The following is a 24,056-nucleotide window of genomic DNA, read 5'->3' as shown; positions in this document are numbered from 1 at the left end:
CTTGAGCGTTAAACAGGCATACGAAGCGGAGCTGGCTGCGCGGGGGTACCAGAGCGACCCCGCGCAGCTGCGCGCCGTCGAGGCGCTCGACCGCTGCGCCGGCGAGTGGGCCGACTACAAGGCGCAGCGTTCCAACGCATTCAAGAAGCTGATCAACCGGCTGGAGATTCCTCGCGGCGTCTACATGCACGGCGGCGTCGGGCGCGGCAAGAGCTTCCTGATGGACTGCTTCTACAACGCGGTGCCGCTCAGGCGCAAGACGCGGCTGCACTTCCACGAGTTCATGCGCGAGGTGCACCGCGAGCTGGCCGATCTGCAAGGTACGGTCAACCCGCTCGACGAACTCGGACGCCGGATCGCCAAGCGCTACAAGCTCATCTGCTTCGACGAATTCCATGTCTCCGACATCACCGATGCCATGATCCTGCATCGGCTCCTGGCGGCGCTGTTCGAGAACGGGGTGGGCTTCGTCACGACCTCGAACTTCAGGCCCGACGATCTCTATCCCGGCGGGCTGCACCGCGACCGCATCCTGCCTGCGATCGCGCTTCTCAACGAGCGACTCGAGGTGATCAGCGTCGACAACGGCACCGACTACCGCCGCCGCACGCTGGAACAGGTGCGTCTTTATCTCACGCCCAACGGCGCGGCGGCCGACAAGGAGATGCGTCACGCCTTCGAGCGCCTCGCCGAAAGCGCGGACGAGAACCCCGTGCTGCACATCGAGTCGCGCGAGATCCACGCGCGCCGCAAGGCCGGCGGCGTGGTCTGGTTCGACTTCAAGACCCTGTGCGGCGGTCCGCGTTCGCAGAACGACTACCTGGAGATCGCGACCCAGTTCCACACTGTGCTGCTGTCCGACGTGCCCCACATGCCGGTGCGCATGGCCTCTGAAGCACGTCGTTTTACATGGCTGGTCGACGTGTTCTACGATCGGCGCGTGAAGCTCATCATGTCGGCGGAGGTTCCGCCCGAGGCGTTGTACACGGAAGGTCCGCTGGCCCACGAATTTCCTCGCACCGTGTCCAGACTCAACGAAATGCAGTCGACCGAATTCCTCGCGCTCGAGCGCCGCGTCGTCGACACCCGCCTCACATGAAGAACACCATCCTCGCGCTTTCGATGGCCTTGACCGCGCTCCCGCTGTGGGCGCAATCCACCGCCACGACCGGCAACACCGACTTCGATGCGGAGCGCGCGCGCCTGTCGCAGGAGCGAAAGGCGGTCGACGAGCGCTTCCAGGCCGAGCAGAAGGCCTGCTACCAGAAGTTTGCGGTCGAGGGCTGCCTGGAAGACAGCCGCCGGCGCCGGCGTACCGCCACCGACGACATCAAGCGCCAGGAAGCCGCTATCAACGACATCGAACGCAAGCGCCGCGGGGCGGCCGCGCTCGATCGGCTGGAGGAAAAAAAGGCCAGCCCGCGCCCGCAGGACACACCCTCGCAGCGCGAGCAGTCGATGAAGAACCAGGAGGAGCGCGAGCAGCGCGCGGCCGATCATGCGACGAGCCGCGCCCGCATGGCTTCGGATGCGGCCTTGCGCAAACGCGAGTTCGAGGACAAGCAGCGCGCGCATGCCGATGAGCAGGCCAAGGCCGCTGCCCGGCGCGCCGAGGCGCCGGGTGAGCGCGAAGCCTACGAGCGCAAGCAGCAGAGGGCAGCGGAGCATCGCGCCGATCGCGAGCGCCGCAACGCCGAGAAGACGAAGGACAAGCCCCGCTCGCCGTCCTTGCCAACGCCGCCCTGAGCGCGCAGCGGCCGGCTCGGCTTCAGTCCGCGGCGTCCTCAGCGTCCGTGGCCACCGGAAGCGCTTCGAGCTTCAGCACGACCAGCGAGATGTTGTCCCCGGTGCCGCGCGCGCGGCGCCGCGCTTCCGAGACCAGCAGTTCGGCGGCCACGCGCGGCGACTGTTCGTGCAGCACCCTGCCCATCTCCTCCGGCGTGAAGTAGTGCCATAGCCCGTCGCTGCAGGCCATCAGCAGATCGTCGGGTTCCAGCTTGGGGACCAGATGGATGTCGACCGGCGGCGGCGTGGACTTCATGCCGAGGCAGCCGAGCAGGATGTTCCCTTGCGGGTGGATGTTGGCTTCCGCCTCGCTGATCTCGCCACGGTCCACCAGCGCCTGCACGTAGGAGTGGTCCTTGGTGCGCTTGATCAGCCGGCCGTTGCGGAAATGGTAGATGCGCGAATCGCCCGCATGGATCCAGGCGCAGTCGCCTCCCGGATTCATAAGGAACGCCGCCAGCGTGCTGTGCGGCTCCTCCTCGCTGGAGATCGCGGTGAGCTTGATCACCGTGTTGGCATCTTCCAGCAGCTGCCGCAGTATGGCCACGGCCTCGTCCCGACCCGGCTTGTAGCGCGAGAACAACTGGCGCGCCGTCATCAGCACCTGGTCCGAGGCCTTGCGCCCCCCGCTGCGCCCGCCCATGCCGTCGGCGACGACGCCGAGCACGCAACCCGGCGTGCGCGGGTGGTTCATGATCAGGACCTGGTCCTGCTGGTAGGGGCGGTCCCCCTTGTGAAGACCGGTGGCAGCTGCGAGTCGAAAGCCTGGGGGCGTGGGCGCGGAGGCGACGGTGGCTCGGTCTTTCATGTGGTCGTGTGATGGAAACGAAGACGTATTATCGAGTCAACCCGCGCGAAGCCCGAATCGCCGCCGCGTCGTCTTTGCATCGCCCCTCATTGGACTCCAATCTCCACTCCTTTTCCCGTCAGCTGATCGAACTGCGGATCGAGCACGCGGACCTGGACGCCACCATCGACCGACTCGTCGAGGCCGTTCCGCGGGACGAACTGCTGCTGCGGCGTTTGAAGAAAAGGCGGCTCGCCCTGCGCGACCAGATCGTCCGCCTGGAGCGCATGCTCAATCCGCAAGAGCCCGCCTGATGTCGCTCGATCAGATGGTGCGCGACGCTTTCGCGCAGGACGGTGTGCTGTCGCACGCGGCAGAGCAGTTCCGCGAGCGCGAGGGCCAGACCCAGATGGCACTGGCCGTGGCCCGCACCATCGACCAGGGCGGCGTGCTCGTGGTCGAGGCCGGCACCGGCGTCGGCAAGACCTTCTCCTACCTGGTGCCGGCGCTGCTGAGCGGCGAGCGCGTGCTGCTGTCGACCGCCACCAAGACGCTGCAGGACCAGCTCTTCGGGCGCGACCTGCCGCGGCTGGTCGAGGCGCTGGGGCTGCCGATGCGCACCGCGCTGCTCAAGGGGCGTGCGAGCTACCTGTGCCTGCACCGCCTCGACCTGGCGCGCCATGACGCCTCCCTGCCCGAACGCGGCAGCGTTCGCACGCTGGCGAAGATCGAGCAGTGGTCGAAAGCCACCCGCACCGGCGACCTGGCCGAGCTGCCCGGCCTGGACGAGCGCTCGCCGCTGATCCCGCTGGTGACCTCCACGCGCGAGAACTGCCTGGGCGCGCAATGTCCGCAGTTCAAGCCCTGCCATGTCAACCTGGCGCGCCGCGAGGCGATGGCGGCCGACGTGGTGGTCATCAACCACCACCTGTTCTTCGCCGACCTGGCGGTGCGCGAATCAGGCATGGCGGAACTGCTGCCGACCGTGCGCGTGGTCGTGTTCGACGAGGCGCACCAGCTCAACGAGACCGGCGTGCAGTTCCTCGGCGTGCAGCTCGGCAGTGGGCAGGCGCTGGATTTCGCGCGCGACGCGCTGGCCGCGGGCCTGCAGCAGGCGCGCGGGCTGGCCGACTGGCAGCAGCTGGTGGGCGCGGTCGAACGCGGCGCGCGCGAATTGCGGCTCGCGGTCGGCAAGCAATGGCCCGGCGCCAAGCTGCGCTGGGCAGGCGCTTCACCCGAAGGGGTGCCAGCCGATGACTGGCAAGCCGCGCTCGACGCCCTGCAGCAGGCCTTCGGGCACGCAGCGCAGGCACTCGACACGATGAGCGAACTCTCGCCCGATTTCGTGCGCCTGCACGAGCGTGCGGAGCAGCTCGCGGAACGCGCGACCCGCTTTGCGCAGGCCTGCCCTGCGGAATCGGTGCGCTGGGTGGATGTGGGCACGCAGCTGCGGCTGGTGGAGTCGCCGCTCGATATCGCCGAGGCGGTGCGCACGCGCGTGCTCAAGGCCGACGCGACCGACCCGCAAGAGCAGGGACGCGCCTGGGTGTTCACCTCGGCCACGCTCGGCGACGATCCGAAGCTGCGCTGGTTCACCGAACCCTGCGGACTCGACGACGCCGAGGTGCTGCGCGTCCAGAGTCCCTTCGACTACGCGCACCAGGCTGCGCTCTACGTGCCGCGCGCATTTCCCAAGCCCAACGATCCGGCACACAGCGCCCAGGTGGCGCAGCTCGCCGCCCGCGGCGCTGGCGTCCTGGGTGGCCGCACGCTGGTGCTCACCACCACGCTGCGTGCATTGCGCACGATCGGCGATGCCCTCAGGCAGCAGTTCGAGCGGCTCGAGGCCGGGCGCCGGCCGGAGGTGCTGGTGCAGGGGGAACTGCCCAAGCGCGTGCTGATGGACCGCTTCCGCGAAGGTGCGTCCGACGGGCGCGCCGGCTGCGTGCTGGTGGCCTCGGCCTCGTTCTGGGAAGGATTCGACGCACCCGGCGATGCGCTGCAGCTGGTCGTGATCGACAAGCTGCCTTTTCCGCCGCCGAACGATCCGCTCGTCGAAGCGCGCTCGCAGCGGCTCGAATCGCAAGGGCGCAGCGCTTTCAGCGACTACTCGCTGCCGGAAGCGGCCGTGGCCCTCAAGCAGGGCGCCGGGCGCCTGATCCGCCGCGAGACCGACAGGGGCATCCTGGTGATCTGCGACACCCGGCTGGTGTCGATGGGCTACGGGCGCCGCCTGCTGGCAGCCTTGCCGCCGATGCGCAGGCTGGACAGCGAAGACGCGTTCGACGCCGCGCTGCTGGACCTCGCTGGCTGAAAATCAAAAAGGCCCGGAAAGGGCCTTTGTTCCAGTCGTTACCAGAGCTTCCACCAGGGGTCGTCCTTGGCCCTGAAGCCGCGCGTCAGGTATTCGCTCTTCGGGTAATTGCTGGTCAGCACGCGCTTGGCGTCGTCGCGCAGGTCGGTCAGGCCGAGCGCGTCGTAGGACTGGACCATGATGTAGAGCGCCTCTTCGAGCGCCGGCACTTCGCGGTAGTCGGCGAGGGCCAGCTGGGCGCGATTGATGGCCGCCAGGTAGGCGCCGCGTGTGTAGTAGTAGCGCGCCACGTGCACTTCGTACTGGGCCAGCGAATTGACGATGTAGTTCATGCGCAGGCGCGCATCGGGCGTATAGCGCGATTCCGGGAAGCGGGTGATCAGCTCCTTGAAGGCCTCGAAGGACTCCTTGGCCGCCTTCTGGTCGCGTTCGGACAGGTCTTGCCGCGTCATCCACGCGAACATGCCGAGGTCGTCGTTGAAGTTGATCACGCCCTTGAGGTAGATCGCGTAGTCGAGCGCGGGGCTGGCCGGGTGCAACTTCATGAAGCGGTCGAGGGTCGCGATGGCGGCGGGTCTTTCGCCGGCCTTGTACTGCGCATAGGCCTTGTCCAGCTGGGCCTGCTGCGCGAGCGGGGTGCCGGCGGCGCGGCCTTCGAGCTTCTCGAACAGCGGCACGGCCTTGTCGTAGGCGCCCGAGCTGGACTCTTCCTTGGCTTCGGAGTAGATGCGGTTGGGGCTCCAGTTCGCGGTCCGATCGACGGTGGTCGACGAGCAGCCGGCCACGAGCCAAGCGGCCGCGCAAAGAGCCAGCCAGCCGGGGACAACCGATAATTTGGCGCGAAACATCACATAAGGCTTTCGTGAAACAGGTGCCGTCAATTATATCGGCCGACCCCCTGGACGAATCTTCAGGCGCAGTCGAGCACGACGAGGGCGCGGAGTTGTCCGAGCCGAGCGAGATCCGCAATTTTCTGATCGGGCAGGACGAGCATGGGCAGCGGCTCGACCGGGCACTGGCCGCGCTGGTGCCCGAGTTCTCGCGCAACTATCTGCAGCAGCTGATCGAAGCCGGCATGGTGGCGATCCAGGGGCGTGTGCTCACCAAGGCGTCGACCACGGTGCATGCGGGCGCCGCCGGGCGCATCGAGCTCCGGCCCACGCCGCAGAGCCAGGCCTTCCGGCCCGAACGGATGCCGATCACGGTGCTGCACGAGGACGAGCATCTGCGCGTCATCGACAAGCCGGCCGGCCTCGTGGTTCACCCGGCGCCCGGCAACTGGAGCGGCACGCTGCTCAACGGCCTGCTGGCCCTGGACCCTCGGGCCGCGCTGCTGCCGCGGGCCGGCATCGTGCACCGGCTCGACCGCGACACCAGCGGCCTGATGATGGTCGCCCGCAGCCGCGCGGCGATGGATGCGCTGGTGGCGCTGATCGCGGCACGCGAGGTCACGCGCCAGTACCTCGCGCTCGCGCATCGCAGCTGGCAGGGCGCCGCTGCGCGCCACGTGGACGCCGCGATCGGGCGCGATCCGCGCAACCGGCTGCGCATGGCGGTGGTCGACCTGCAGCGGCATTCCGGCAAGCCCGCCCGCACGCTGATCGAGGCGCTGGACAGCAGCGAGCAGGGCTGCGCCGTGCGCTGCACACTGGAGACCGGGCGGACGCACCAGATCCGCGTGCACATGGCTTCGATCGGCCATCCGCTCGTCGGCGACACGCTCTACGGCGGCGCTGCGGCGGCCGGCCTCGCGCGGCAGGCGCTGCACGCCTTCAGGCTCGCGTTCGTGCATCCGGTCACGCATGAACCGATGGAGTTTCGCGCGCCGCCTCCGCCCGATCTGGTGCAGGCTTTGCAGGCCTGGGGCCTGGATTACAATCGCGCCTGACGGCCCCGAGGGCCGCGCCGGCCACCCGATGCCGGCCTCGCTGCAAAGCGCCTGCGGGCCGGCAGCGCCTCTTCATCCTTCTGAAATCAAGCGTCCTTCGTGGCGCCTTTTTCCCGGATACCGCGAACCATGAATACGGCGGATGCCAAGCGCATTCTCGAAACCGCCTTGATCTGTTCGACGCAGCCGTTGCCGGTGCGCGAACTGCGCGTGCTGTTCGACGACGAACTGGGCGCCGACACGATCAAGTTGCTGTTGCTCGAATTGCAGGAAGACTGGTCGCAGCGCGGCCTGGAGCTCGTGAGCGTCGCCAGCGGCTGGCGCTTCCAGAGCCGCCCCGAACTGCGCGATCACCTCGATCGCCTGCATCCGGAGAAGCCGCCGCGCTACACGCGCGCCGCGCTCGAGACGCTGGCCATCATTGCCTACCGCCAGCCGGTCACGCGCGGCGACATGGAAGACATCCGCGGCGTCACCATCAACTCGCTGATCCTCAAGCAGCTCGAAGACCGCAACTGGGTCGAGGTGATCGGCCATCGCGAGACGGTCGGCCGGCCGGCGCTCTACGCCACCACGCGCCAGTTTCTCGACGACCTGGGCCTGGCTTCGCTGGACCAGTTGCCGGTCATCGAATCGCCGGCGCAGCAGGGTGCCTTGATCGACGCGCTCGAACACGCGTCCGGCGGCGACCAGCCTGCCTTGCCGATCGACGAGTCCTCCGTCGAGACGGCAGAGGCCGCGAGCGGCGCCGAAACCGAGCCGATCGCCGAAACCTCGCCAGAGCCAGAGCCAGAGCCCGAACTCCAATCCACGTCCCCCATCGAGCCCGATGCCGCGCCCGATGAGGTCGACACCACCGTCGTCTCCTCCGGAACCCGACCATGAGCCCATCCGATCCCGATGATGCAGCGACGCTGCCGGCCGAACCTGTTTCCGAAGATCAAGCGGCGGCAAGCCCCGCGCAGCCTGCGGATGGCGTGACCGAGCCGAGCCCGGAAGGCGCAGGCGAGGCGCCTCGCAAGCGGCGGCCGCGCCGGCGCAAGCCCGCGGGCCAGGCCCCCGTCGAGACGACGGTGGAAGCGGCCGAGTTCACCCCGCCGGTGGCAGGTGAAGCGCAGGACGCGGCCGAGGAGGACCTGGACGACGACGAAGAGCCGGATGAGGAAGAGGACGACCTCGACCGGGCCCGCCGGGCCGCCGAGCGCGAGCAGCGCAATGCACCGCCCCCCGAGCCGATCCGTTTTGCCGATGTCATCTCGGGCCAGTTCGACGCCGACGAGGAAAGCCCCGAGGTCCCGCCGCTCAAGCGCGTACTGCTGCCCGAAGCCGATTCGCCCAAGCTGCACAAGGTGCTGGCGCAGGCCGGCCTGGGCTCGCGGCTCGAGATGGAGCAGCTCATCCTGCAGGGCCGCATCTCCGTCAACAACGAGCCGGCCCACATCGGCCAGCGCATCCAGTTCGGCGACCAGGTCAAGATCAACGGCAAGCCGATCCGCTACCGCATCGCACCGCCGCCGGCGCGCGTGATCGCCTACCACAAGCCGGTCGGCGAGGTCGTCACGCACGACGATCCGCAGAACCGGCCGACCGTGTTCCGCAAGCTGCCGCGCCTTCAGCAGGGCAAGTGGCAGTCGGTCGGGCGCCTCGACCTGAATACCGAAGGCCTGCTGCTTTTCACCAGCTCGGGCGAGCTGGCCAACCAGCTCATGCACCCGCGCTTCGGGCTGGAGCGCGAGTACGCGGTCCGCGTGCTGGGTGCCCTCAGCAGCGAGGAAAAGCAGCGCCTGCTCGAAGGCGTGCGGCTGGACGACGGCATGGCCCACTTCGGCACCATCGAAGAGGGCGGCGGCGAAGGCTCCAACTGCTGGTACCGCGTCACCATCTCCGAAGGCCGCAATCGCGAGGTGCGCCGTTTGTTCGAATCGGTCGGCCACGCGGTCAGCCGCCTGATCCGCATCCGCTACGGTGCGATGGTGCTGCCGCGCGGCCTCAAGCGCGGCGCCTGGATGGAGCTCGACGAGCGCGACATCCGTGCGCTGTTCCAGGCAGCCGGCGGTGCCGGCGAACGGCCGGGACGTGCCGGTGGCGGTCCGAAGGGCCCGGGCCAGGAGGCTGGCGGCGGCCGCAACAACCGCAACCGCAAGCGCCGCGGCAACCGCAACGGCGGCGGTGCGCAGGCCGAAGGGCGTGAACCGCCGATTCCGAATCCGCTGGGCAGCGGTCCGGCAGCGCGGGGCGACCGGAATCGGGGAGGCGGCAATGGCGGTCCGCCGCAGCAGGGCCGCCGCAACCGCCGCGACGACCGACAGGGCGGTAACCGCGAGGATCGTCCGCCGAGCGGCGCCAACCAGCCCGATCCGATGAAGACCTCGCTCGGCTACATCGGCGCCGACAGCTTCTCGCGCCAGCGCAAGGAACAGCGTTCCGGCCCGCGGCGCGGCGGCCCGCCCGGCGGGGGCGGGGGCAATTTCGGCGGGCCAGGCGGCGGGCGTCGCCGCGGCCGCTGAAATCGCGCATCGGCCGCGGTCTTTCACCGGCCCGTCACGGGTGGTGTCGAGCGCGCCGGTTAAAATCAGAGGCTTTGTCAAGGCAGTGCAGCCGAAGCGCTGCGGCTTGACGGAACTCATCGAAATCCAAGCTCTCAGGAAAGCAACTCAATGGCCATCGAACGCACCCTCTCCATCATCAAGCCCGACGCCGTGGCGAAGAACGTCATCGGCAAGATCGTCTCCCGCTTCGAGGCCGCGGGCCTCAAGATCGTGGCTGCCAAGCTGGTGCATCTGTCGCGCGCCGACGCCGAGCAGTTCTACGCCGTGCACAAGGAGCGTCCCTTCTTCAAGGATCTGGTCGAGTTCATGATCTCCGGCCCCGTGTTCGTGCAGGCGCTGGAGGGCGAGGACGCCATCATCAAGAACCGCGACCTGATGGGCGCCACCGATCCCAAGAAGGCAGCCCCCGGCACCATCCGCGCGGACTTCGCCGACAGCATCGACGCCAACGCCGTGCACGGCTCCGACGCCGTCGACACCGCGAAGGTCGAGATCGCCTTCTTCTTCCCCGAGCTCAAGGCACGCTGAGGCGGAGCCTTCCCACGCAATGACCACGGCCAACCTGCTCGACTTCGATCTCGAGGGGCTGGCTGCGTTCTGCGAAAGGCTCGGCGAGAAGCGCTTCCGCGCCACCCAGCTGTTCCGCTGGATTCATCAGCGCGGCGCGAGCGACTTCGCGCACATGACCGACCTCGCCAAGTCGTTGCGCGAGAAGCTCGCGGTCAGCGCGCGCGTCGAGGCGCTGCCGATGATCACGCAGCACGAGTCGGCCGACGGCACCATCAAGTGGCTGTTCGACGTCGGCGACGGCAACGCAGTCGAGGCGGTGTTCATTCCCGAGGACGACCGCGGCACGCTGTGCGTCTCTTCGCAGGCTGGCTGCGCCGTCGGTTGCCGTTTCTGCTCGACTGGGCACCAGGGGTTCAGTCGCAATCTCACGACCGGCGAGATCACGGCGCAACTATGGTTCGCCGAGCACTTTCTGCGCAAGCACCAGAAGCGCGACGAGCGCGTGATCTCGAACGTCGTGATGATGGGCATGGGCGAGCCGCTGCAGAACTATGCGGCGCTGGTGCCGGCCCTGCGCACCATGCTCGACGACAACGCCTATGGCCTGTCGCGCCGCCGCGTGACGGTGTCGACCTCGGGCGTGGTGCCGATGATCGATCGCCTCGGCGCCGACTGCCCGGTGGCGCTCGCGGTGTCGCTGCATGCGCCCAACGATGCGCTGCGCGACGACTTGGTGCCGCTCAATCGCAAGTACCCGATCGCCGAACTGATCGAGGCCTGCCAGCGCTACCTCGCGCACGCGCCGCGCGACTTCATCACCTTCGAGTACTGCATGCTCGACGGCGTGAACGACCAGCCCGAGCACGCGCGCCAGCTGGTCGATCTGGTGCGCTCGCAGGGCATCTCCTGCAAGTTCAACCTGATTCCTTTCAATCCTTTCCCGGCGTCCGGCCTGCTGCGTTCGCCGCAGCCGCGCGTGCTGGCCTTCGCCAAGGTGCTGAGCGAGGCCGGCATCGTGACCACCGTGCGCAAGACGCGCGGCGACGACATCGACGCGGCCTGCGGCCAGCTGGCAGGCGACGTGAAGGACCGGACCCATGCGGCCGAGCGCATGGCGCAGCGGCGCACCGTCGTGCTGCACCCGGCCCGCAAGAAGGCCCCCACAACCACTGCCCAGGAGCCATGAACCGATGAGCCAGGCCTTTCCGATCGTGCACCAGCGAGTGATGCAAGCGCTCTTCGGCCTTGCGGCCGCGTTCCTGCTCGCCGGCTGCGCCACCAAGGACCCCTCCGCGCCGGGCGCGGGCAGCAGCAATGCCGCCCCCATCATCACGGACTCGGACGAAACCAACGCCCGCAAGCGCGCCCGGCTGCGCGTCGAACTGGCGATCGGCTACTTCGAGCAGGGGCAGACCACGGTGGCCCTGGACGAGATCAAGCAGGCCCTGGCCAACGATCCGACCTTCGCCGACGCCTACAACCTGCGCGGCCTGGTTTACATGCGTCTCGACGACGCGCCCCAGGCCGAAGACAGCTTCCGCCGCGCGATCGCGCTGAACCCGCGCGAGCCGAACACATTGCACAACTACGGGTGGCTGCTGTGCCAGCAGAACCGGTTCGGCGACGCGCAGCAGCAGTTCTCGGCGGCGCTGGCCATCCCCACCTACGCCGACCGCGCCAAGACGCTCATGACGCAGGGCGTGTGCCAGCTGCGGGCCGGACAACGCGCCGAGGCGGAGCGCAGCCTGACGCAGGCCTACGAGATCGATGCCGCCAACCCGGTGGTCGGCTTCAACCTGGCCTCGCTGCTGGCGCAGCGCGAGGACTGGTCGCGCGCGCAGTTCTATATTCGCCGCGTCAACAACAGTCCGTCGGCCAATGCCGAGACGCTCTGGCTCGGCATCAAGATCGAACGCCGGCTCAACAACCGTGAAGCGATCGCGCAGCTCGCGGGCCAGTTGCAGCGGCGCTTCCCCCAGTCGCGGGAGGCGATGGCGTACGAGCGCGGGAATTTCAATGATTGAGAAGGCGAGCGAGTTCGGGGCCTCGGCCGCGGTCCCGCTGGTGACCGGCGACAGCACCTTCATGACGGCCGGCGACATGCTGCGCGAGGCGCGCGAGGCCCACGGCCTGCACATCGACATGGTGGCGGCGGCGCTCAAGGTGTCGACGCAGAAGCTGGCCGCGCTGGAGGCCGACGACATCGACGCCTTGCCCGATCCGGTGTTCGCGCGTGCCCTGGCCGCGAGCGTGTGCCGGGCGCTGCGCATCGATCCTGCGCCCGTGCTGGCCAAGCTGCCCGGCGCGCAGCCGGCGGGCCTGGCGGAGGCCGACCGCACCATCAGCAAGAGCCTGCGCTCGGCCGCACCGCGCTCAGGCGGCGTCGGCGGCCCGAACGGGCAGCCGTCTCGCGCGCTGCTGATCGTGGTTCTCATGCTGCTGATCGGCGCGGCGGTGCTGTTCTGGCTGCCGCAGTCGGTCTTCGACCGGATCGGCGAGTCGATCTCGCGCCTGACGGCCGCAGGCAGCAGCGCCGACGCGTCGGCGGAGCCGCCGGCGGCTGCCGCGCCGAGCGCGAGCGGGACGGTCGTCGAGTCGGTTCCGCCGGCGGCACCGGTCGCCGCTGCGACCGCGCCGGTCGCGCCCGCTCCCTCGGCAGCGATCCCGCCGGCGGCGGCCGCGGCGCCCGCGGCTGCTCCCGGAGCCAATCTGATCGTCTTCGTTGCGCGCGAGGATTCGTGGGTCACGGTGAACGAAGCGAACGGAAAGTCCTTGCTGCGGCGCACGGTGCAGGCCGGCGAGACCGTCGGGTTGACGGGGGTGCCGCCGCTGTCGGTGGTGGTCGGCCGCGCCTCGGGCATCGACGTGCAGGTGCGCGGCAAGCCGTTCGACCTGGCGCCCCTGACGCGCTCGGGCGGCGTGGCGCGTTTCGAGGTCAAGCCATGAACGACGACACATCGAGCCCGCTGAACTGCCTGCCGATCGAATCCGCCGCGCCGCGGCCGCGCCGTTCGCGGCAGGCCAGCGTGGTCTGGGGACCGCGCACCGTCACGGTGGGCGGCGATGCCCCGGTGCGCGTGCAGTCGATGACCAATACCGACACCGTCGACGCGATCGGCACCGCGATCCAGGTCAAGGAACTGGCGCTGGCCGGCTCGGAGATGGTGCGCATCACCGTCAACACGCCCGAAGCGGCGGCGCAGGTGCCCTACATCCGCGAGCAGCTCGACCGCATGGGTGTCGACGTGCCGCTGATCGGCGACTTCCACTACAACGGCCACCGCCTGCTCACCGACTATCCGGCCTGCGCCGAGGCGCTGAGCAAGTACCGCATCAACCCCGGCAACGTCGGCAAGGGCGACAAGCACGACCGCCAGTTCGGCCAGATGATCGATGCGGCCATGCGCTGGAACAAGCCGGTGCGCATCGGCGTCAACTGGGGCAGCCTCGACCAGGAACTGCTGTCCGATCTGATGGACATCAACAGCCGGCGTCCCGAGCCGTGGGACTCGAAGCAGGTGATGTACGAGGCCTTGGTGACTTCGGCCATCGATTCCGCGAAGCTCGCCGAGTCGATGGGCATGAACGGGAGCCAGATCATCCTGAGCTGCAAGGTCAGCGGCGTGCAGGACCTGGTTTCGGTCTACCGCGAACTCGCCAAGCGCTGCGATTACGCGCTGCACCTGGGCCTGACCGAAGCCGGCATGGGCACCAAGGGCACGGTGGCGTCGGCAACGGCGCTGTCGATCCTGCTGCAGGAAGGCATCGGCGACACGATCCGCGTCTCGCTCACGCCGCAGCCGGGCGAATCGCGCACGCAGGAAGTGCTGATCGCCAACGAGATCCTGCAAGCGCTGGGCCTGCGGGTGTTCGTGCCCAGCGTCACCGCCTGCCCGGGCTGCGGGCGCACGACCAGCACCACGTTCCAGGAACTCGCCAAGCAGATCGACGACTACCTGCGCATGCAGATGCCGGTCTGGCGCACCAGGTACCCGGGCGTCGAGACGATGAAGGTGGCCGTGATGGGCTGCATCGTCAACGGCCCGGGCGAGAGCAAGCACGCCGACATCGGCATCAGCCTGCCCGGCACCGGCGAAGCGCCCGCGGCGCCGGTTTTCATCGACGGCGAGAAGGCGCTCACGCTGCGCGGCGAGAACATCGCCGCCGAGTTCCATCAACTGGTCGAAAACTACATCGAGAAGCGTTTCGGCGGCCACGCCACCGAAGTCGCCTGAACCCCAAGAACAATGGCTGACAAACTGAATGCCGTCAAAGGCATGAACGACACATTGCCGCCCGAATCGGCGCGCTGGGAGTGGCTCGAGGCCACCGTGCGCGAGCTGATGGCGCGCTATGCCTACCGCAACGTACGCACGCCGATCCTCGAACATACGGCGTTGTTCGTTCGCGGCATCGGCGAGGTGACGGACATCGTCGAGAAGGAGATGTATTCCTTCCACGACCGCTCGGACAAGTACGGCGACAACGACCACCTGACGCTGCGCCCCGAGAACACTGCCGGCATCGTGCGCGCCGCGATCGAGCACAACATGCTCTACGACGGCGGCAAGCGCCTGTGGGCCATCGGCCCGATGTTCCGACGCGAGAAGCCGCAGCGCGGCCGCTTCCGCCAGTTCCACCAGATCGACGTCGAGGCGCTGGGTTTCGCCGGGCCGGACGTCGATGCCGAGCTGATCCTGCTGGCCAGCGGGCTGTGGAAGGCCATCGGCCTGACCGATGTGCGCCTGGAAATCAACAGCCTGGGCCAGCCGGCCGAGCGTGCCCAGCACCGCGCCCAGCTGATCGCGCACTTCGGGCAGCATGCCGACAAGCTCGACGAGGACGCGAAGCGCCGCCTGCACAGCAATCCGCTGCGTATCCTCGACACCAAGAATCCGGCGATGAAGGCGGTGGTGGAGTCGGCGCCGAAGCTGATCGACTTTCTCGGGCCCGAGTCGCTGGCGCACTTCGAGGGGCTGAAGGCCATTCTCGACGCCAACGACATCGCCTACACCATCAACCCGCGCCTGGTGCGCGGCCTCGACTATTACAACCTCAGCGTCTTCGAATTCGTGACCGACCGGCTCGGCTCGCAGGGTACGGTGTGCGCCGGCGGGCGCTATGACGGCCTGTTCGAGCAGCTCGGCGGCAAGCCCGCGCCGGCGGTGGGCTGGGCCATCGGCGTGGAGCGTGTGCTCGAGCTGCTGAAGGAGCAGGGGACTGCGGTTCCCGCTTCGACGCCCGATGCCTATGCGGTGGTGCCGGATGCGGCGGCGATGCCGGTCGCGCTGCGCACGCTGCGGCAGCTGCGCGATGCCGGCGTGCGCGTGCAGATGCATGCGGCCACCGCCGACGGCCTCGGCAGCTTCAAGTCGCAGTTCAAGAAGGCCGACGCGAGCGGCGCCACCTATGCGCTGATCTTCGGCGCCGACGAACTCGCGCGCGGCGAGCTCACGGTCAAGGCGCTGCGCGACGGCAGCGGGGCGCAGGCCGCCCGCCCGCTGGCCGATCTGCCCGCCTGGGCCGCCACCCTACAATCCCCGGCTCCCAACAACTGACAGCGCATGGCAACCCATCTCGACCTCGAAGAACAGGAACAGCTCGACCAGCTCAGGCATTTCTGGAACACCTACGGCACGCTGATCACCTGGGGCGTGCTGCTGGTCGCCGGCGCCTTCATGGCGTGGAACGGCTGGCAGTATTTCCAGCGCGACAAGGCGGCGCGCGCCTCGGTGCTCTACGACGAGATCGAACGCAGCGCACAGGCGGGCGACGTGGCCCGCATCGAGCGCGCGCTGGCCGACATGAAGGAGAAGTTCGCCGGAACCGCCTACGCCCAGCAGGCTGGCCTGCTGGCGGCCAAGACCTTGAACGAGAAGGGCAACGCCGATGCCTCGCGCGCGGCGCTCGCATGGGTGGCCGAGCATGCGGTCGATCCGGGCTACCAGGCCGTCGCCAAGCTGCGCCTGGCCGCCGAACTGCTCGAAGCCAAATCCTACGACGAGGCGCTCAAGCAACTCTCGGGCAACGTGCCCAAGGAGTTCGAAGCGCTGGTGGCCGACCGCAAGGGCGACATCCACCTGGCCCAGGGCAAGCGCGACGAGGCCAAGGCCGAGTACCAGAAGGCCTGGACCGCGTTCGGCCCCGGCACCGATTACCGCCGCCTGGTCGAAATCAAGCTCAACGCCGTCGGCGTCGACCCGAAGAGCCTGGCACCGGCCGCTGCCGGCGCCACCCCCGCCAAGACCACACCATGAATTTCAAGCGCTTCGTGACTCCTGCATTCATCCTGCGCGCCGCTGCCGCCGCGGCCGTGGTCGGCGCGCTCGCGGCCTGCTCGGGCACGCCCAAGCCCAAGCCCGCCGAGCTGCCGGCCAACCCGGCGCTGCTGGGCATTCGGCAGGCCTGGAGCGTGCGCATGCCGGCGGTGAGCTTCCCGCTGGCGACCAACGTGAGCGGCGACATGGTGGCGGTCGCCGCCACCGACGGCACGGTGGTCATGATCGATTCGCGTTCGGGCCAGGAATCGTGGCGCGCCAGTGCCGGCGCGCCGCTGGTGGCCGGCGTGGGCAGCGACGGATCGCTGGTCGCGGTCGTCACCGTCAACAACGACCTGGTCGCCATGCAAAGCGGCAAGGTGCTGTGGAAGCAGCGGCTCACGGCCCAGTCGTACACCGCGCCGCTGGTGGCCGGCCGCCGCGTCTTCGTGCAGGCTGCCGACCGCAGCACCAGCGCCTGGGACGGCCAGAGCGGCCGCCGCCTCTGGGCGCAGCAGCGCACCGCCGAAAACCTGGTGCTGAAGAGACCCGGCGTGCTGATCGCCGTGGGCGATACCCTGGTGACCGGCGTGGGCGGCCGGCTGGTCGGCATCAATCCGGTCAACGGCACGTCGCGCTGGGAGTCGCCGATCGCTGCGCCGCGCGGCACCAACGACGTCGAGCGCCTGGTCGACCTGACCGGCAGCGTGAGCCGCGACGGCGACACCGTCTGCGCGCGCGCCTACTACGCGAGCGTCGGCTGCGTGGACACCTCGCGCGGCGCGCTGCTGTGGAGCAAGCCCGCCACGGGCGCAGACGGCGTGAGCGGCGACGACCGCTTCATCTACGGCACCGAGGAAAACGGCAATGTGGTGGCCTGGCGCCGCGCCGACGGCGAGCGCGCCTGGCAGTCCGAGCGCTTCAAGTACCGCACCCTGACCGCACCGCTCGCGGTCGGCCGCTCGCTGATCATCGGCGACAGCACCGGTCTCGTGCACGTGATCTCGCGCGAAGACGGCGCGCCGCTGAACCGGCTCACCCCCGACGGGTCGGCCATCGCCGCGACGCCGGTGCTTGCCGGCAACACGGTCGTGGTCGTCACCCGCAATGGCGGCGTGTTCGGCTATCGGCCTGAATAATCGATCGAGAGCCCGACCATGAAACCGGTCATTGCGCTGGTCGGGCGTCCCAACGTCGGCAAGTCGACGCTGTTCAACCGCCTCACCCAGACGCGCGACGCCATCGTCGCCGACTTCGCCGGACTTACGCGCGACCGCCACTACGGCAACGGCCGCCAGGGCAGGCACGAGTTCATCGTGATCGACACCGGCGGCTTCGAGCCCGACGCGGGCAGCGGCATCTTCAAGGAGATGGCCAAGCAGACGCGCCAGGCCGTGGCCGAGGCCGACGTGGTGATCTTCGTGGTCGATGCGCGCGAGGGCCTTTCGGCGCAGGACCACGACATCGCCAACGAACTGCGCCGGCTCGGCAAGCCCTGCGTGCTGGTGGCCAACAAGGCCGAGGGCATGCAGGACGGCACCAGGCTGGTCGACTTCTACGAACTGGGCTTCGGCGAGGTGCACGGCATCTCGGCGGCGCACGGGCAGGGCATCCGCAGCCTGGTCGAACTCGCGCTCGAACCGCTCAGCTTGCCCGATCCCGAGGATGAGGCAGACGAGGAAGAGGCCAACAACAAACCGATCAAGCTTGCGGTCGCCGGCCGCCCCAACGTCGGCAAGTCGACGCTGATCAACACCTGGCTCGGCGAGGAGCGCCTGGTCGCCTTCGACCTGCCCGGCACCACGCGCGACGCGATCGCCGTGCCCTTCGAGCGCAACGGCCAGCGTTTCGAACTGATCGACACGGCAGGACTGCGCCGCAAGGGCAAGGTGTTCGAGGCGATCGAGAAGTTCTCGGTGGTCAAGACCCTGCAGGCGATCGAATCGGCCAACGTGGTCCTGCTGCTCCTCGACGCCACGCAGGGCGTGACCGACCAGGACGCCCACATCGCGGGCTACATCCTCGAAAGCGGGCGCGCGGTGGTGATCGCGATCAACAAGTGGGACGCGGTCGACAGCTACCAGCGCGAACAGATCCAGCGCCAGATTGAAACCCGGCTGCCCTTTCTCAAGTTCGCTGCGCTGCACTTCATTTCGGCCATCAAGCGCCAGGGGCTGGGGCCGGTCTGGCAGGCCATTGCCCAAGCCCACAAGTCGGCCACGCGCAAGATGTCGACCCCGGTGCTCACGCGGCTGCTGCTGGAGGCGGTGCAGTTCCAGGCACCCAAGAAGTCCGGCATGTTCCGGCCCAAGCTGCGTTACGCCCACCAGGGGGGCATGAACCCGCCGGTGATCGTCATCCACGGCAATTCGCTGGAGCACGTCACCGACGCCTACAAGCGTTTCCTCGAGGGGCGCTTCCGCAAGGAGTTCGACCTGGTCGGCACGCCCTTGCGCATCGAGCTGAAGACCTCGCACAATCCGTACGCCGACAAGGAGGGCTGAAGCCCGTGCTCCGGATGGGGCGCTTGGCCTCCATTGAGCGCCGTTGAGCAGTGCCGACGCCCGAAGTTCCGGCTTTTAAGTGCCGTTATTTTTCGAAGGCCATTCGGGTTTCGTGCTGCGGTGCGGAAGTGCTGTGTTAAGGTGACTGGTCCAACAACTACTCTTGAACACGGAGAATATCGTGAGCAATAAAGGGCAACTCCTACAAGACCCCTTCCTGAACACCTTGCGTCGCGAGCACGTGCCGGTTTCGATTTATCTGGTCAACGGCATCAAGCTGCAAGGTCAGATCGAGTCGTTCGACCAATACGTCGTGTTGCTTCGCAATACGGTGACCCAGATGGTTTACAAGCACGCCATCTCCACCATCGTGCCGGGTCGGGCCGTCAACTTCTCGGCTGCCGAGAGCGACGAAGCTGCCGCCTGAACGGCATGGAGCGCGGCGGTGCGCCCGCCGTGCTTTCTTCCAATTTGATTCCGCTTGTCTGAACTGATTTCCCGGAAAGAGGGCGCCGTCGTACTCGTCGGTGTCGATTTCGGGTTGCCCCATTTCGACGGCGAACTCGAGGAACTCGGTCTGCTCGCGCAGACCGCCGGCCTCGAGCCGGTCGCGCGCCTGGTGGGCAAACGCAAGGCGCCGGATGCGGCGCTGTTCGTCGGCAGCGGCAAGGCCGACGAGATTCGCGAACTGGCCGATCTGCATCGCGCCAGCGAAGTGGTCTTTGACCAGGCGCTGAGCCCTGCACAGCAACGCAACCTCGAGCGCCAGCTCGGAGTGGCGGTGTACGACCGCACCTTCCTGATCCTGGAGATCTTCGCCCAGCGCGCCCGCTCGCACGAGGGCAAGCTGCAGGTCGAGCTCGCCCGGCTGCAGTACCTGAGCACTCGGCTGGTGCGGCGCTGGTCCCACCTGGAGCGCCAGCGCGGCGGCATCGGCACGCGCGGCGGTCCGGGCGAAACGCAGATCGAACTCGACCGCCGGATGATCGGCGAGGCCATCAAGCGCACGCGCGAACGGCTCGCCAAGGTGCAGCGCCAGCGCGGCACCCAGCGCCGCCAGCGCGAGCGGCGCGACACCTTCAACATCTCGCTGGTCGGCTACACCAACGCCGGCAAGTCCTCGCTGTTCAATGCGCTGGTGAAGGCGCGTGCCTATGCGGCCGACCAGCTGTTCGCGACGCTGGATACCACCACGCGGCACCTGTACCTGGGCGATGCTCGCCGCAAGGTGTCCATCTCCGACACCGTGGGTTTCATTCGCGAGCTGCCGCACGGCCTGATCGATGCCTTCAAGGCCACCCTGCAGGAGGCGGTCGATGCCGACCTGCTGCTGCACGTGGTGGACGCTTCCAACCCCCACCATCCCGAGCAGATGGCCGAGGTGCAGGCGGTGCTGAAGGAGATCGGCGCCGACACCGTGCCGCAGCTCCTGGTGTTCAACAAGCTCGATGCACTTGAAAGTACGCAACATCCCCTGCATCTGCGCGACGAGTTCGACATCGACGGTGTGCAGGTCCCTCGCGTCTTCCTGAGCGCCCACACCGGCGAAGGCGTTCCGGCGCTGCGGGCCGAGCTCGCACAGCGGTCGCAATCGATGGCCGAGGCCATGACCCCAGAGTACGACGCCGAATTGCACGATGCCGCCAACTGATTGGCACAATCCCCCCTCACTGACGAGAGAACAGAACCGAATGAATGCAAAGCCAGTGTGGAGACGATTTCAGGGCATGTTCAACCTGAACGACGGACGATGGGGCCGGGGTGATGAGCCCTCCTCGAACGGCGACCGTCCGAATGCGAACCGCCCCGACGACGAGCCGACGCCTCCGCCCGGCAACAACAATCGACCGCGCGGCCAAGGCCCGAACCAGGGCCCGCCGGATCTCGACGAACTCTGGCGCGACTTCAATCGCAAGCTCGGCGGCCTGTTCGGCGGCCGCGGCAATGGCAACGGCGGACGCCCGAACGGCGGCAACGGCGGCGGCCTCAAGCCCGACATGAAGAACGCAGGCGTGGGCCTGGGCCTGGTCGCCGCGGTGGCCGTGCTGATCTGGCTGGGCACCGGCTTCTTCATCGTCAACGAAGGCCAGCAGGCCGTGATCACGCAGTTCGGCCGCTACAAGGCAACCGTGGGCGCCGGCTTCAACTGGCGGCTGCCTTACCCGATCCAGCGCCACGAGCTCGTGGTCGTGACCCAGATCCGCTCCACCGACGTCGGGCGCGACACCATCGTGCGTTCCACCGGCCTCCGCGAATCGGCCATGCTGACCGAAGACGAGAACATCGTCGAGATCAAGTTCGCCGTGCAGTACCGCCTGAGCGACGCGCGCGCCTATCTCTACGAGAGCAAGACCCCTGCCGACACCGTGGTGCAGGTCGCCGAGACGGCGGTGCGCGAAGTGGTGGGCAAGATGAAGATGGACGCGGCCCTGGCCGAAGAGCGCGACCAGATCGCGCCGCGCGTGCGCGCCCTGATGCAGACCATCCTGGACCGCTACAAGGTCGGTGTCGAGGTCGTCGGCATCAACCTGCAGCAGGGCGGCGTGCGCCCGCCCGAACAGGTGCAGGCCTCCTTCGACGACGTGCTCAAGGCCGGGCAGGAGCGCGAACGCACCAAGAACGAAGCGCAGGCCTATGCCAACGACGTGGTGCCGCGTGCCACCGGTACCGCTTCGCGCCTGAAGGAAGAGTCCGAGGCCTACAAGGCGCGGATCGTCGCGCAGGCACAGGGCGATGCACAGCGCTTCGCCTCGGTGCTGACCGAATACCAGAAGGCGCCGCAGGTCACGCGCGACCGCATGTACACCGACGCCATGCAGCAGATCTATGCCAGCACGACCAAAGTGCTGGTCGACTCCAAGCAGGGTTCGAACCTGCTGTACCTGCCGCTCGACAAGCTGGTGCAGATGAGCGGGCAGGGCGCCGCCGGCACCCCGGTCGACGGCGCCAGTCCCAATGTCGCCGGCACCGCGCCGCCGCAGTCGTCCGTGATTCCGGTCGTGCCACCTTCATCCGGCGACGCGCGTGCGCGCGACGGCCGCTCGCGTGACCGCGACGTGCGCTGAGGAAACACCCATGAACAGAATCGGATTCATCGCATCGTCGATCCTCGTGGTGCTCGCGCTCCTGAGTTCCACGCTCTTCGTGGTCGACCAGCGCCAGTTCGGCATCGTCTACGCCTTGGGCCAGATCAAGGAAGTGATCACCGAGCCGGGCCTGAACTTCAAGCTGCCGCCGCCGTTCCAGAACGTGTCGTACATCGACAAGCGCCTGCTCACGCTGTCCAGCCTCGACCCCGAGCCCATGCTCACGGCAGAGAAGCAGCGCGTGGTGGTTGACTGGTATGTGCGCTGGCGCATCACCAACCCCTCGGAGTACATCCGCAACGTCGGCCTGGACGAGAACGCCGGTGCCATGCAGCTCAACCGCGTGGTGCGCAACGCCTTCCAGGAAAACGTCAACAAGCGGACCGTGCGCGACCTGATCTCGGTACGCCGCGAGGCCCTGATGGCCGACGTCCAGCGCGAAGTGCTGGCCGTGGTGAAGGGCACCAAGCCCTGGGGCGTGGACATCATCGACGTGCGGATCACGCGGGTCGACTACGTCGAGGCGATCACCGAGTCGGTCTACCGCCGCATGGAGGCCGAGCGCAAGCGCGTGGCCAACGAGTTGCGCTCGACTGGCTTCGCCGAAGGCGAAAAGATCCGTGCCGATGCCGACCGCCAGCGCGAGGTGATCGTCGCCAACGCCTACCGCGACGCGCAGAAGATCAAGGGCGAGGGCGACGCCAGCGCAGCATCTGCTTACGCCGGCGCCTTCGGCCGCGATCCCCAGTTCGCACAGTTCTATCGCAGCCTCGATGCCTACAAGCAGAGCTTCAACAAGAAGAGCGACGTGATGGTGTTGGACCCTTCGTCGGATTTCTTCCGCGCGATGCAGGGGTCGGGCGCCGCGGCTACTCCTCCTCGTCGATAACTGTGACTGCCCCCCGGCTTGCCACTTCTTGTGCTTCGCCGCCCCCCGAGGGGGAGGCTCGGCCGCCTTGGGGCGGCCAGGCGGCGACCTGGGCGTGAGCGCCGAGACTTTCTGGAGCGCGCTGGCCCTCGTGCTGGTGATCGAAGGCCTCCTGCCCTTCTTTTCGCCGGGCAGCTGGCGGCGCGGCTTCAGCCAGCTCCTGCGGCTGCGCGACGGGCAGCTGCGCTTCTTCGGCCTGTGCAGCATCCTGCTGGGTGTGTTCCTGCTCTGGATTCTGGACTGATCCGGGGCCGGTAGAATCCCGGTTTAACCACGCCCCCGATCCCCATGTCCGCCTGGGTCCTCCCGGATCACATTGCCGATGTGCTGCCTTCCGAGGCGCGCCACATCGAAGAACTTCGACGCCAGCTGCTCGATACCGCCCGTGGCTATGGCTACGAGCTGGTGATGCCGCCTCTGCTCGAGCACCTGGAATCCCTTCTTTCGGGCACCGGCGAGGCGCTCGACCTGCAGACCTTCAAGCTGGTCGACCAGCTGTCCGGGCGCACCATGGGCCTGCGCGCCGACACCACGCCGCAGGTCGCTCGCATCGATGCCCACTTGCTCAACCGCCGCGGCGTGGCGCGGCTGTGCTACTGCGGCCCGGTGGTCCACACCCGGCCCGACCGCCCGCATGCGACGCGCGAGCCGCTCCAGTTCGGCGCCGAGATCTACGGCCACGCGGGGCTCGAAGCCGATACCGAAGTCCTGCTTCTCGCGCTCGACAGCCTGCATGCGGCCGGCGTGCAGGGCCCCGTCATCGTCGACCTGGCAGACGCACGCATCGTGCGCGCGCTGTTCGCCGGCGTGCCGGTCGATGCCGCCGCCATCGCGCGCGTGCATGCGGCGCTGGCGGCCAAGGACACGAGCACCCTGCGCGAGCTCACGGCCGATTTTCCCGCAGCCTCGCGCGAAGGCCTGCTCGCGCTCGTGCGCCTGTACGGCGACGCATCGGTGCTCGATGAAGCAGGCCGGGTCCTGCCTGCCACGGCCGGCGTGCGCGCCGCACTGTCGGGCCTGAAGCAGCTGGCGAGCCGGCTCGACGGCGCCCGCGTCAGCTTCGACCTGGCCGACCTGCGCGGCTACGCCTACTACAGCGGCATGCGCTTCGGCATCTACACCGACGGCGCCAGCGACGCGCTGGTGCGCGGCGGCCGCTACGACGAGGTCGGCGCCGTGTTCGGCCGCAACCGCCCGGCGGTCGGCTTCAGTCTCGACGTGCGCGAACTGGTCGGCGTGCTGCCGGCGCGGCCGCTGCGGGCCGCCATCCGCGCGCCCTGGAGCGATGGCGCGGGGCTCGGCAAGACCATCGCCGAGTTGCGCAGCCGGGGCGAGACCGTGGTCTGCGTGCTCCCCGGCCACGAAAGCGAAATCGACGAATTCCACTGCGACCGCGAGCTCGTCGAGCGCAATGGTCGGTGGACCGTGCAAGCCATCTGAATCTTCTT

The 24,056-nt window shown here is 68.3% G+C and carries 24 protein-coding genes; 22 read left to right on the top strand and 2 right to left on the bottom strand.

The window, feature by feature from the left end; genetic code table 11:
• The first annotated feature begins 1 nt into the window (after window position 1).
• Together zapE and AC3A6B_RS07070 are read left to right on the top strand one after the other, a co-directional pair.
• The gene (gene zapE / locus AC3A6B_RS07075) at window positions 2-1,099 is read left to right on the top strand and encodes a cell division protein ZapE (protein ID WP_487836038.1); all 1,098 of its coding nucleotides are present in this window, start codon (window positions 2-4) and stop codon (window positions 1,097-1,099) included.
• Window positions 1,096-1,746, top strand: a complete 651-nt coding sequence (locus AC3A6B_RS07070; RefSeq protein WP_487836037.1) for a hypothetical protein — start codon at window positions 1,096-1,098, stop codon at window positions 1,744-1,746. The genes zapE and AC3A6B_RS07070 overlap by 4 nt, the downstream gene beginning before the upstream one ends.
• A gap of 22 nt (window positions 1,747-1,768) precedes the next feature.
• Here AC3A6B_RS07070 and AC3A6B_RS07065 read toward each other — a convergent pair whose 3' ends face one another.
• Window positions 1,769-2,593 (bottom strand): PP2C family protein-serine/threonine phosphatase, encoded by an 825-nt coding sequence (locus tag AC3A6B_RS07065; protein WP_487836036.1) that lies wholly within the window; start codon window positions 2,591-2,593, stop codon window positions 1,769-1,771.
• Window positions 2,594-2,682: 89 nt separating this feature from the next.
• Here AC3A6B_RS07065 and AC3A6B_RS07060 point away from each other — a divergent pair, with 89 nt between their 5' ends.
• Complete coding sequence (locus AC3A6B_RS07060) at window positions 2,683-2,886, top strand: DUF465 domain-containing protein (RefSeq protein ID WP_487836133.1); 204 nt, start codon at window positions 2,683-2,685, stop codon at window positions 2,884-2,886.
• The gene (yoaA, locus tag AC3A6B_RS07055; protein WP_487836035.1) at window positions 2,886-4,886 is read left to right on the top strand and encodes a DNA repair helicase YoaA; all 2,001 of its coding nucleotides are present in this window, start codon (window positions 2,886-2,888) and stop codon (window positions 4,884-4,886) included. The genes AC3A6B_RS07060 and yoaA overlap by 1 nt, the downstream gene beginning before the upstream one ends.
• Before the next feature lie 38 nt (window positions 4,887-4,924).
• Here the strand turns inward: yoaA and AC3A6B_RS07050 are convergent, their stop codons facing one another.
• Window positions 4,925-5,734: an outer membrane protein assembly factor BamD gene (locus AC3A6B_RS07050; RefSeq protein ID WP_487836034.1), complete on the bottom strand. Its 810-nt coding sequence runs from the start codon at window positions 5,732-5,734 to the stop codon at window positions 4,925-4,927.
• Window positions 5,735-5,748: 14 nt separating this feature from the next.
• Between AC3A6B_RS07050 and AC3A6B_RS07045 the strand changes: the two genes are divergently transcribed.
• The 18 genes from AC3A6B_RS07045 to AC3A6B_RS06960 all read left to right on the top strand — a co-directional run bounded on the left by AC3A6B_RS07045 (window position 5,749) and on the right by AC3A6B_RS06960 (window position 24,048).
• On the top strand, window positions 5,749-6,774 hold the full coding sequence (locus AC3A6B_RS07045; RefSeq protein WP_487836033.1) for an RluA family pseudouridine synthase: 1,026 nt from the start codon (window positions 5,749-5,751) through the stop codon (window positions 6,772-6,774).
• A 129-nt stretch (window positions 6,775-6,903) separates the two neighbouring features.
• Window positions 6,904-7,659: an SMC-Scp complex subunit ScpB gene (scpB, locus tag AC3A6B_RS07040; protein WP_487836032.1), complete on the top strand. Its 756-nt coding sequence runs from the start codon at window positions 6,904-6,906 to the stop codon at window positions 7,657-7,659.
• Window positions 7,656-9,281 carry a pseudouridine synthase gene (locus tag AC3A6B_RS07035; RefSeq protein ID WP_487836031.1) on the top strand — a complete coding sequence of 542 codons (1,626 nt, stop codon included), beginning with the start codon at window positions 7,656-7,658 and terminating at the stop codon, window positions 9,279-9,281. Before scpB ends, AC3A6B_RS07035 begins: the two co-directional genes overlap by 4 nt.
• A gap of 150 nt (window positions 9,282-9,431) precedes the next feature.
• The gene (gene ndk, locus AC3A6B_RS07030) at window positions 9,432-9,851 is read left to right on the top strand and encodes a nucleoside-diphosphate kinase (RefSeq protein ID WP_487836030.1); all 420 of its coding nucleotides are present in this window, start codon (window positions 9,432-9,434) and stop codon (window positions 9,849-9,851) included.
• A gap of 19 nt (window positions 9,852-9,870) precedes the next feature.
• Window positions 9,871-11,019, top strand: coding sequence for a dual-specificity RNA methyltransferase RlmN (gene rlmN / locus AC3A6B_RS07025; protein ID WP_487836029.1), 1,149 nt, complete (start codon window positions 9,871-9,873; stop codon window positions 11,017-11,019).
• Window positions 11,020-11,023: 4 nt separating this feature from the next.
• Window positions 11,024-11,857, top strand: a complete 834-nt coding sequence (pilW, locus tag AC3A6B_RS07020) for a type IV pilus biogenesis/stability protein PilW (protein ID WP_487836028.1) — start codon at window positions 11,024-11,026, stop codon at window positions 11,855-11,857.
• Entirely contained in the window at window positions 11,850-12,779 is a 930-nt protein-coding gene (locus tag AC3A6B_RS07015; RefSeq protein ID WP_487836027.1) for a helix-turn-helix domain-containing protein, read from the top strand. Before pilW ends, AC3A6B_RS07015 begins: the two co-directional genes overlap by 8 nt.
• Complete coding sequence (ispG, locus tag AC3A6B_RS07010; RefSeq protein ID WP_487836026.1) at window positions 12,776-14,068, top strand: flavodoxin-dependent (E)-4-hydroxy-3-methylbut-2-enyl-diphosphate synthase; 1,293 nt, start codon at window positions 12,776-12,778, stop codon at window positions 14,066-14,068. The genes AC3A6B_RS07015 and ispG overlap by 4 nt, the downstream gene beginning before the upstream one ends.
• Window positions 14,069-14,080: 12 nt before the next feature.
• Entirely contained in the window at window positions 14,081-15,391 is a 1,311-nt protein-coding gene (hisS, locus tag AC3A6B_RS07005) for a histidine--tRNA ligase (RefSeq protein ID WP_487836025.1), read from the top strand.
• Window positions 15,392-15,397: 6 nt separating this feature from the next.
• A complete protein-coding gene (locus AC3A6B_RS07000) occupies window positions 15,398-16,090 on the top strand; it encodes a YfgM family protein (protein ID WP_487836024.1) in 693 nt (230 codons plus the stop codon).
• A complete protein-coding gene (gene bamB / locus AC3A6B_RS06995; RefSeq protein ID WP_487836023.1) occupies window positions 16,087-17,229 on the top strand; it encodes an outer membrane protein assembly factor BamB in 1,143 nt (380 codons plus the stop codon). The genes AC3A6B_RS07000 and bamB overlap by 4 nt, the downstream gene beginning before the upstream one ends.
• 18 nt (window positions 17,230-17,247) lie before the next feature.
• Window positions 17,248-18,594 (top strand): ribosome biogenesis GTPase Der, encoded by a 1,347-nt coding sequence (der, locus tag AC3A6B_RS06990; protein ID WP_487836022.1) that lies wholly within the window; start codon window positions 17,248-17,250, stop codon window positions 18,592-18,594.
• 181 nt (window positions 18,595-18,775) lie between these two features.
• A complete protein-coding gene (gene hfq, locus AC3A6B_RS06985; RefSeq protein WP_126837977.1) occupies window positions 18,776-19,021 on the top strand; it encodes an RNA chaperone Hfq in 246 nt (81 codons plus the stop codon).
• A 54-nt stretch (window positions 19,022-19,075) separates the two neighbouring features.
• The gene (gene hflX / locus AC3A6B_RS06980; protein ID WP_487836021.1) at window positions 19,076-20,245 is read left to right on the top strand and encodes a GTPase HflX; all 1,170 of its coding nucleotides are present in this window, start codon (window positions 19,076-19,078) and stop codon (window positions 20,243-20,245) included.
• 76 nt (window positions 20,246-20,321) lie between these two features.
• Entirely contained in the window at window positions 20,322-21,659 is a 1,338-nt protein-coding gene (gene hflK, locus AC3A6B_RS06975) for an FtsH protease activity modulator HflK (protein ID WP_487836020.1), read from the top strand.
• A gap of 10 nt (window positions 21,660-21,669) precedes the next feature.
• Complete coding sequence (gene hflC, locus AC3A6B_RS06970) at window positions 21,670-22,569, top strand: protease modulator HflC (protein WP_487836019.1); 900 nt, start codon at window positions 21,670-21,672, stop codon at window positions 22,567-22,569.
• Window positions 22,570-22,663: 94 nt separating this feature from the next.
• Window positions 22,664-22,852, top strand: a complete 189-nt coding sequence (locus tag AC3A6B_RS06965) for a DUF2065 domain-containing protein (RefSeq protein WP_487836018.1) — start codon at window positions 22,664-22,666, stop codon at window positions 22,850-22,852.
• 44 nt (window positions 22,853-22,896) lie between these two features.
• Window positions 22,897-24,048 carry an ATP phosphoribosyltransferase regulatory subunit gene (locus tag AC3A6B_RS06960; protein ID WP_487836017.1) on the top strand — a complete coding sequence of 384 codons (1,152 nt, stop codon included), beginning with the start codon at window positions 22,897-22,899 and terminating at the stop codon, window positions 24,046-24,048.
• Window positions 24,049-24,056 lie beyond the last annotated feature (8 nt).

Source organism: Variovorax sp. Soil_C_33 (genome assembly GCF_057656935.1).
Note: the sequence above shows the minus strand (reverse complement) of the source record. Positions and strands in the feature narration are given on the sequence as shown.

Bases quoted from the DNA above. Each gene is read 5' to 3' on its own strand.
- rlmN (WP_487836029.1), top strand. From the start codon at position 9,871: ATGACCACGGCCAACCTGCTCGACTTCGATCTCGAGGGGCTGGCTGCG.
- AC3A6B_RS07000 (WP_487836024.1), top strand. From the start codon at position 15,398: ATGGCAACCCATCTCGACCTCGAAGAACAGGAACAGCTCGACCAGCTC.
- AC3A6B_RS07065 (WP_487836036.1), bottom strand. From the start codon at position 2,593: ATGAAAGACCGAGCCACCGTCGCCTCCGCGCCCACGCCCCCAGGCTTT.
- der (WP_487836022.1), top strand. From the start codon at position 17,248: ATGAAACCGGTCATTGCGCTGGTCGGGCGTCCCAACGTCGGCAAGTCG.
- AC3A6B_RS06960 (WP_487836017.1), top strand. From the start codon at position 22,897: ATGTCCGCCTGGGTCCTCCCGGATCACATTGCCGATGTGCTGCCTTCC.
- ispG (WP_487836026.1), top strand. From the start codon at position 12,776: ATGAACGACGACACATCGAGCCCGCTGAACTGCCTGCCGATCGAATCC.
- bamB (WP_487836023.1), top strand. From the start codon at position 16,087: ATGAATTTCAAGCGCTTCGTGACTCCTGCATTCATCCTGCGCGCCGCT.
- hflK (WP_487836020.1), top strand. From the start codon at position 20,322: ATGTTCAACCTGAACGACGGACGATGGGGCCGGGGTGATGAGCCCTCC.
- AC3A6B_RS07070 (WP_487836037.1), top strand. From the start codon at position 1,096: ATGAAGAACACCATCCTCGCGCTTTCGATGGCCTTGACCGCGCTCCCG.
- hflC (WP_487836019.1), top strand. From the start codon at position 21,670: ATGAACAGAATCGGATTCATCGCATCGTCGATCCTCGTGGTGCTCGCG.
- ndk (WP_487836030.1), top strand. From the start codon at position 9,432: ATGGCCATCGAACGCACCCTCTCCATCATCAAGCCCGACGCCGTGGCG.
- scpB (WP_487836032.1), top strand. From the start codon at position 6,904: ATGAATACGGCGGATGCCAAGCGCATTCTCGAAACCGCCTTGATCTGT.
- yoaA (WP_487836035.1), top strand. From the start codon at position 2,886: ATGTCGCTCGATCAGATGGTGCGCGACGCTTTCGCGCAGGACGGTGTG.
- AC3A6B_RS07050 (WP_487836034.1), bottom strand. From the start codon at position 5,734: ATGTTTCGCGCCAAATTATCGGTTGTCCCCGGCTGGCTGGCTCTTTGC.
- hisS (WP_487836025.1), top strand. From the start codon at position 14,081: ATGGCTGACAAACTGAATGCCGTCAAAGGCATGAACGACACATTGCCG.
- AC3A6B_RS07015 (WP_487836027.1), top strand. From the start codon at position 11,850: ATGATTGAGAAGGCGAGCGAGTTCGGGGCCTCGGCCGCGGTCCCGCTG.
- AC3A6B_RS07035 (WP_487836031.1), top strand. From the start codon at position 7,656: ATGAGCCCATCCGATCCCGATGATGCAGCGACGCTGCCGGCCGAACCT.
- pilW (WP_487836028.1), top strand. From the start codon at position 11,024: ATGAGCCAGGCCTTTCCGATCGTGCACCAGCGAGTGATGCAAGCGCTC.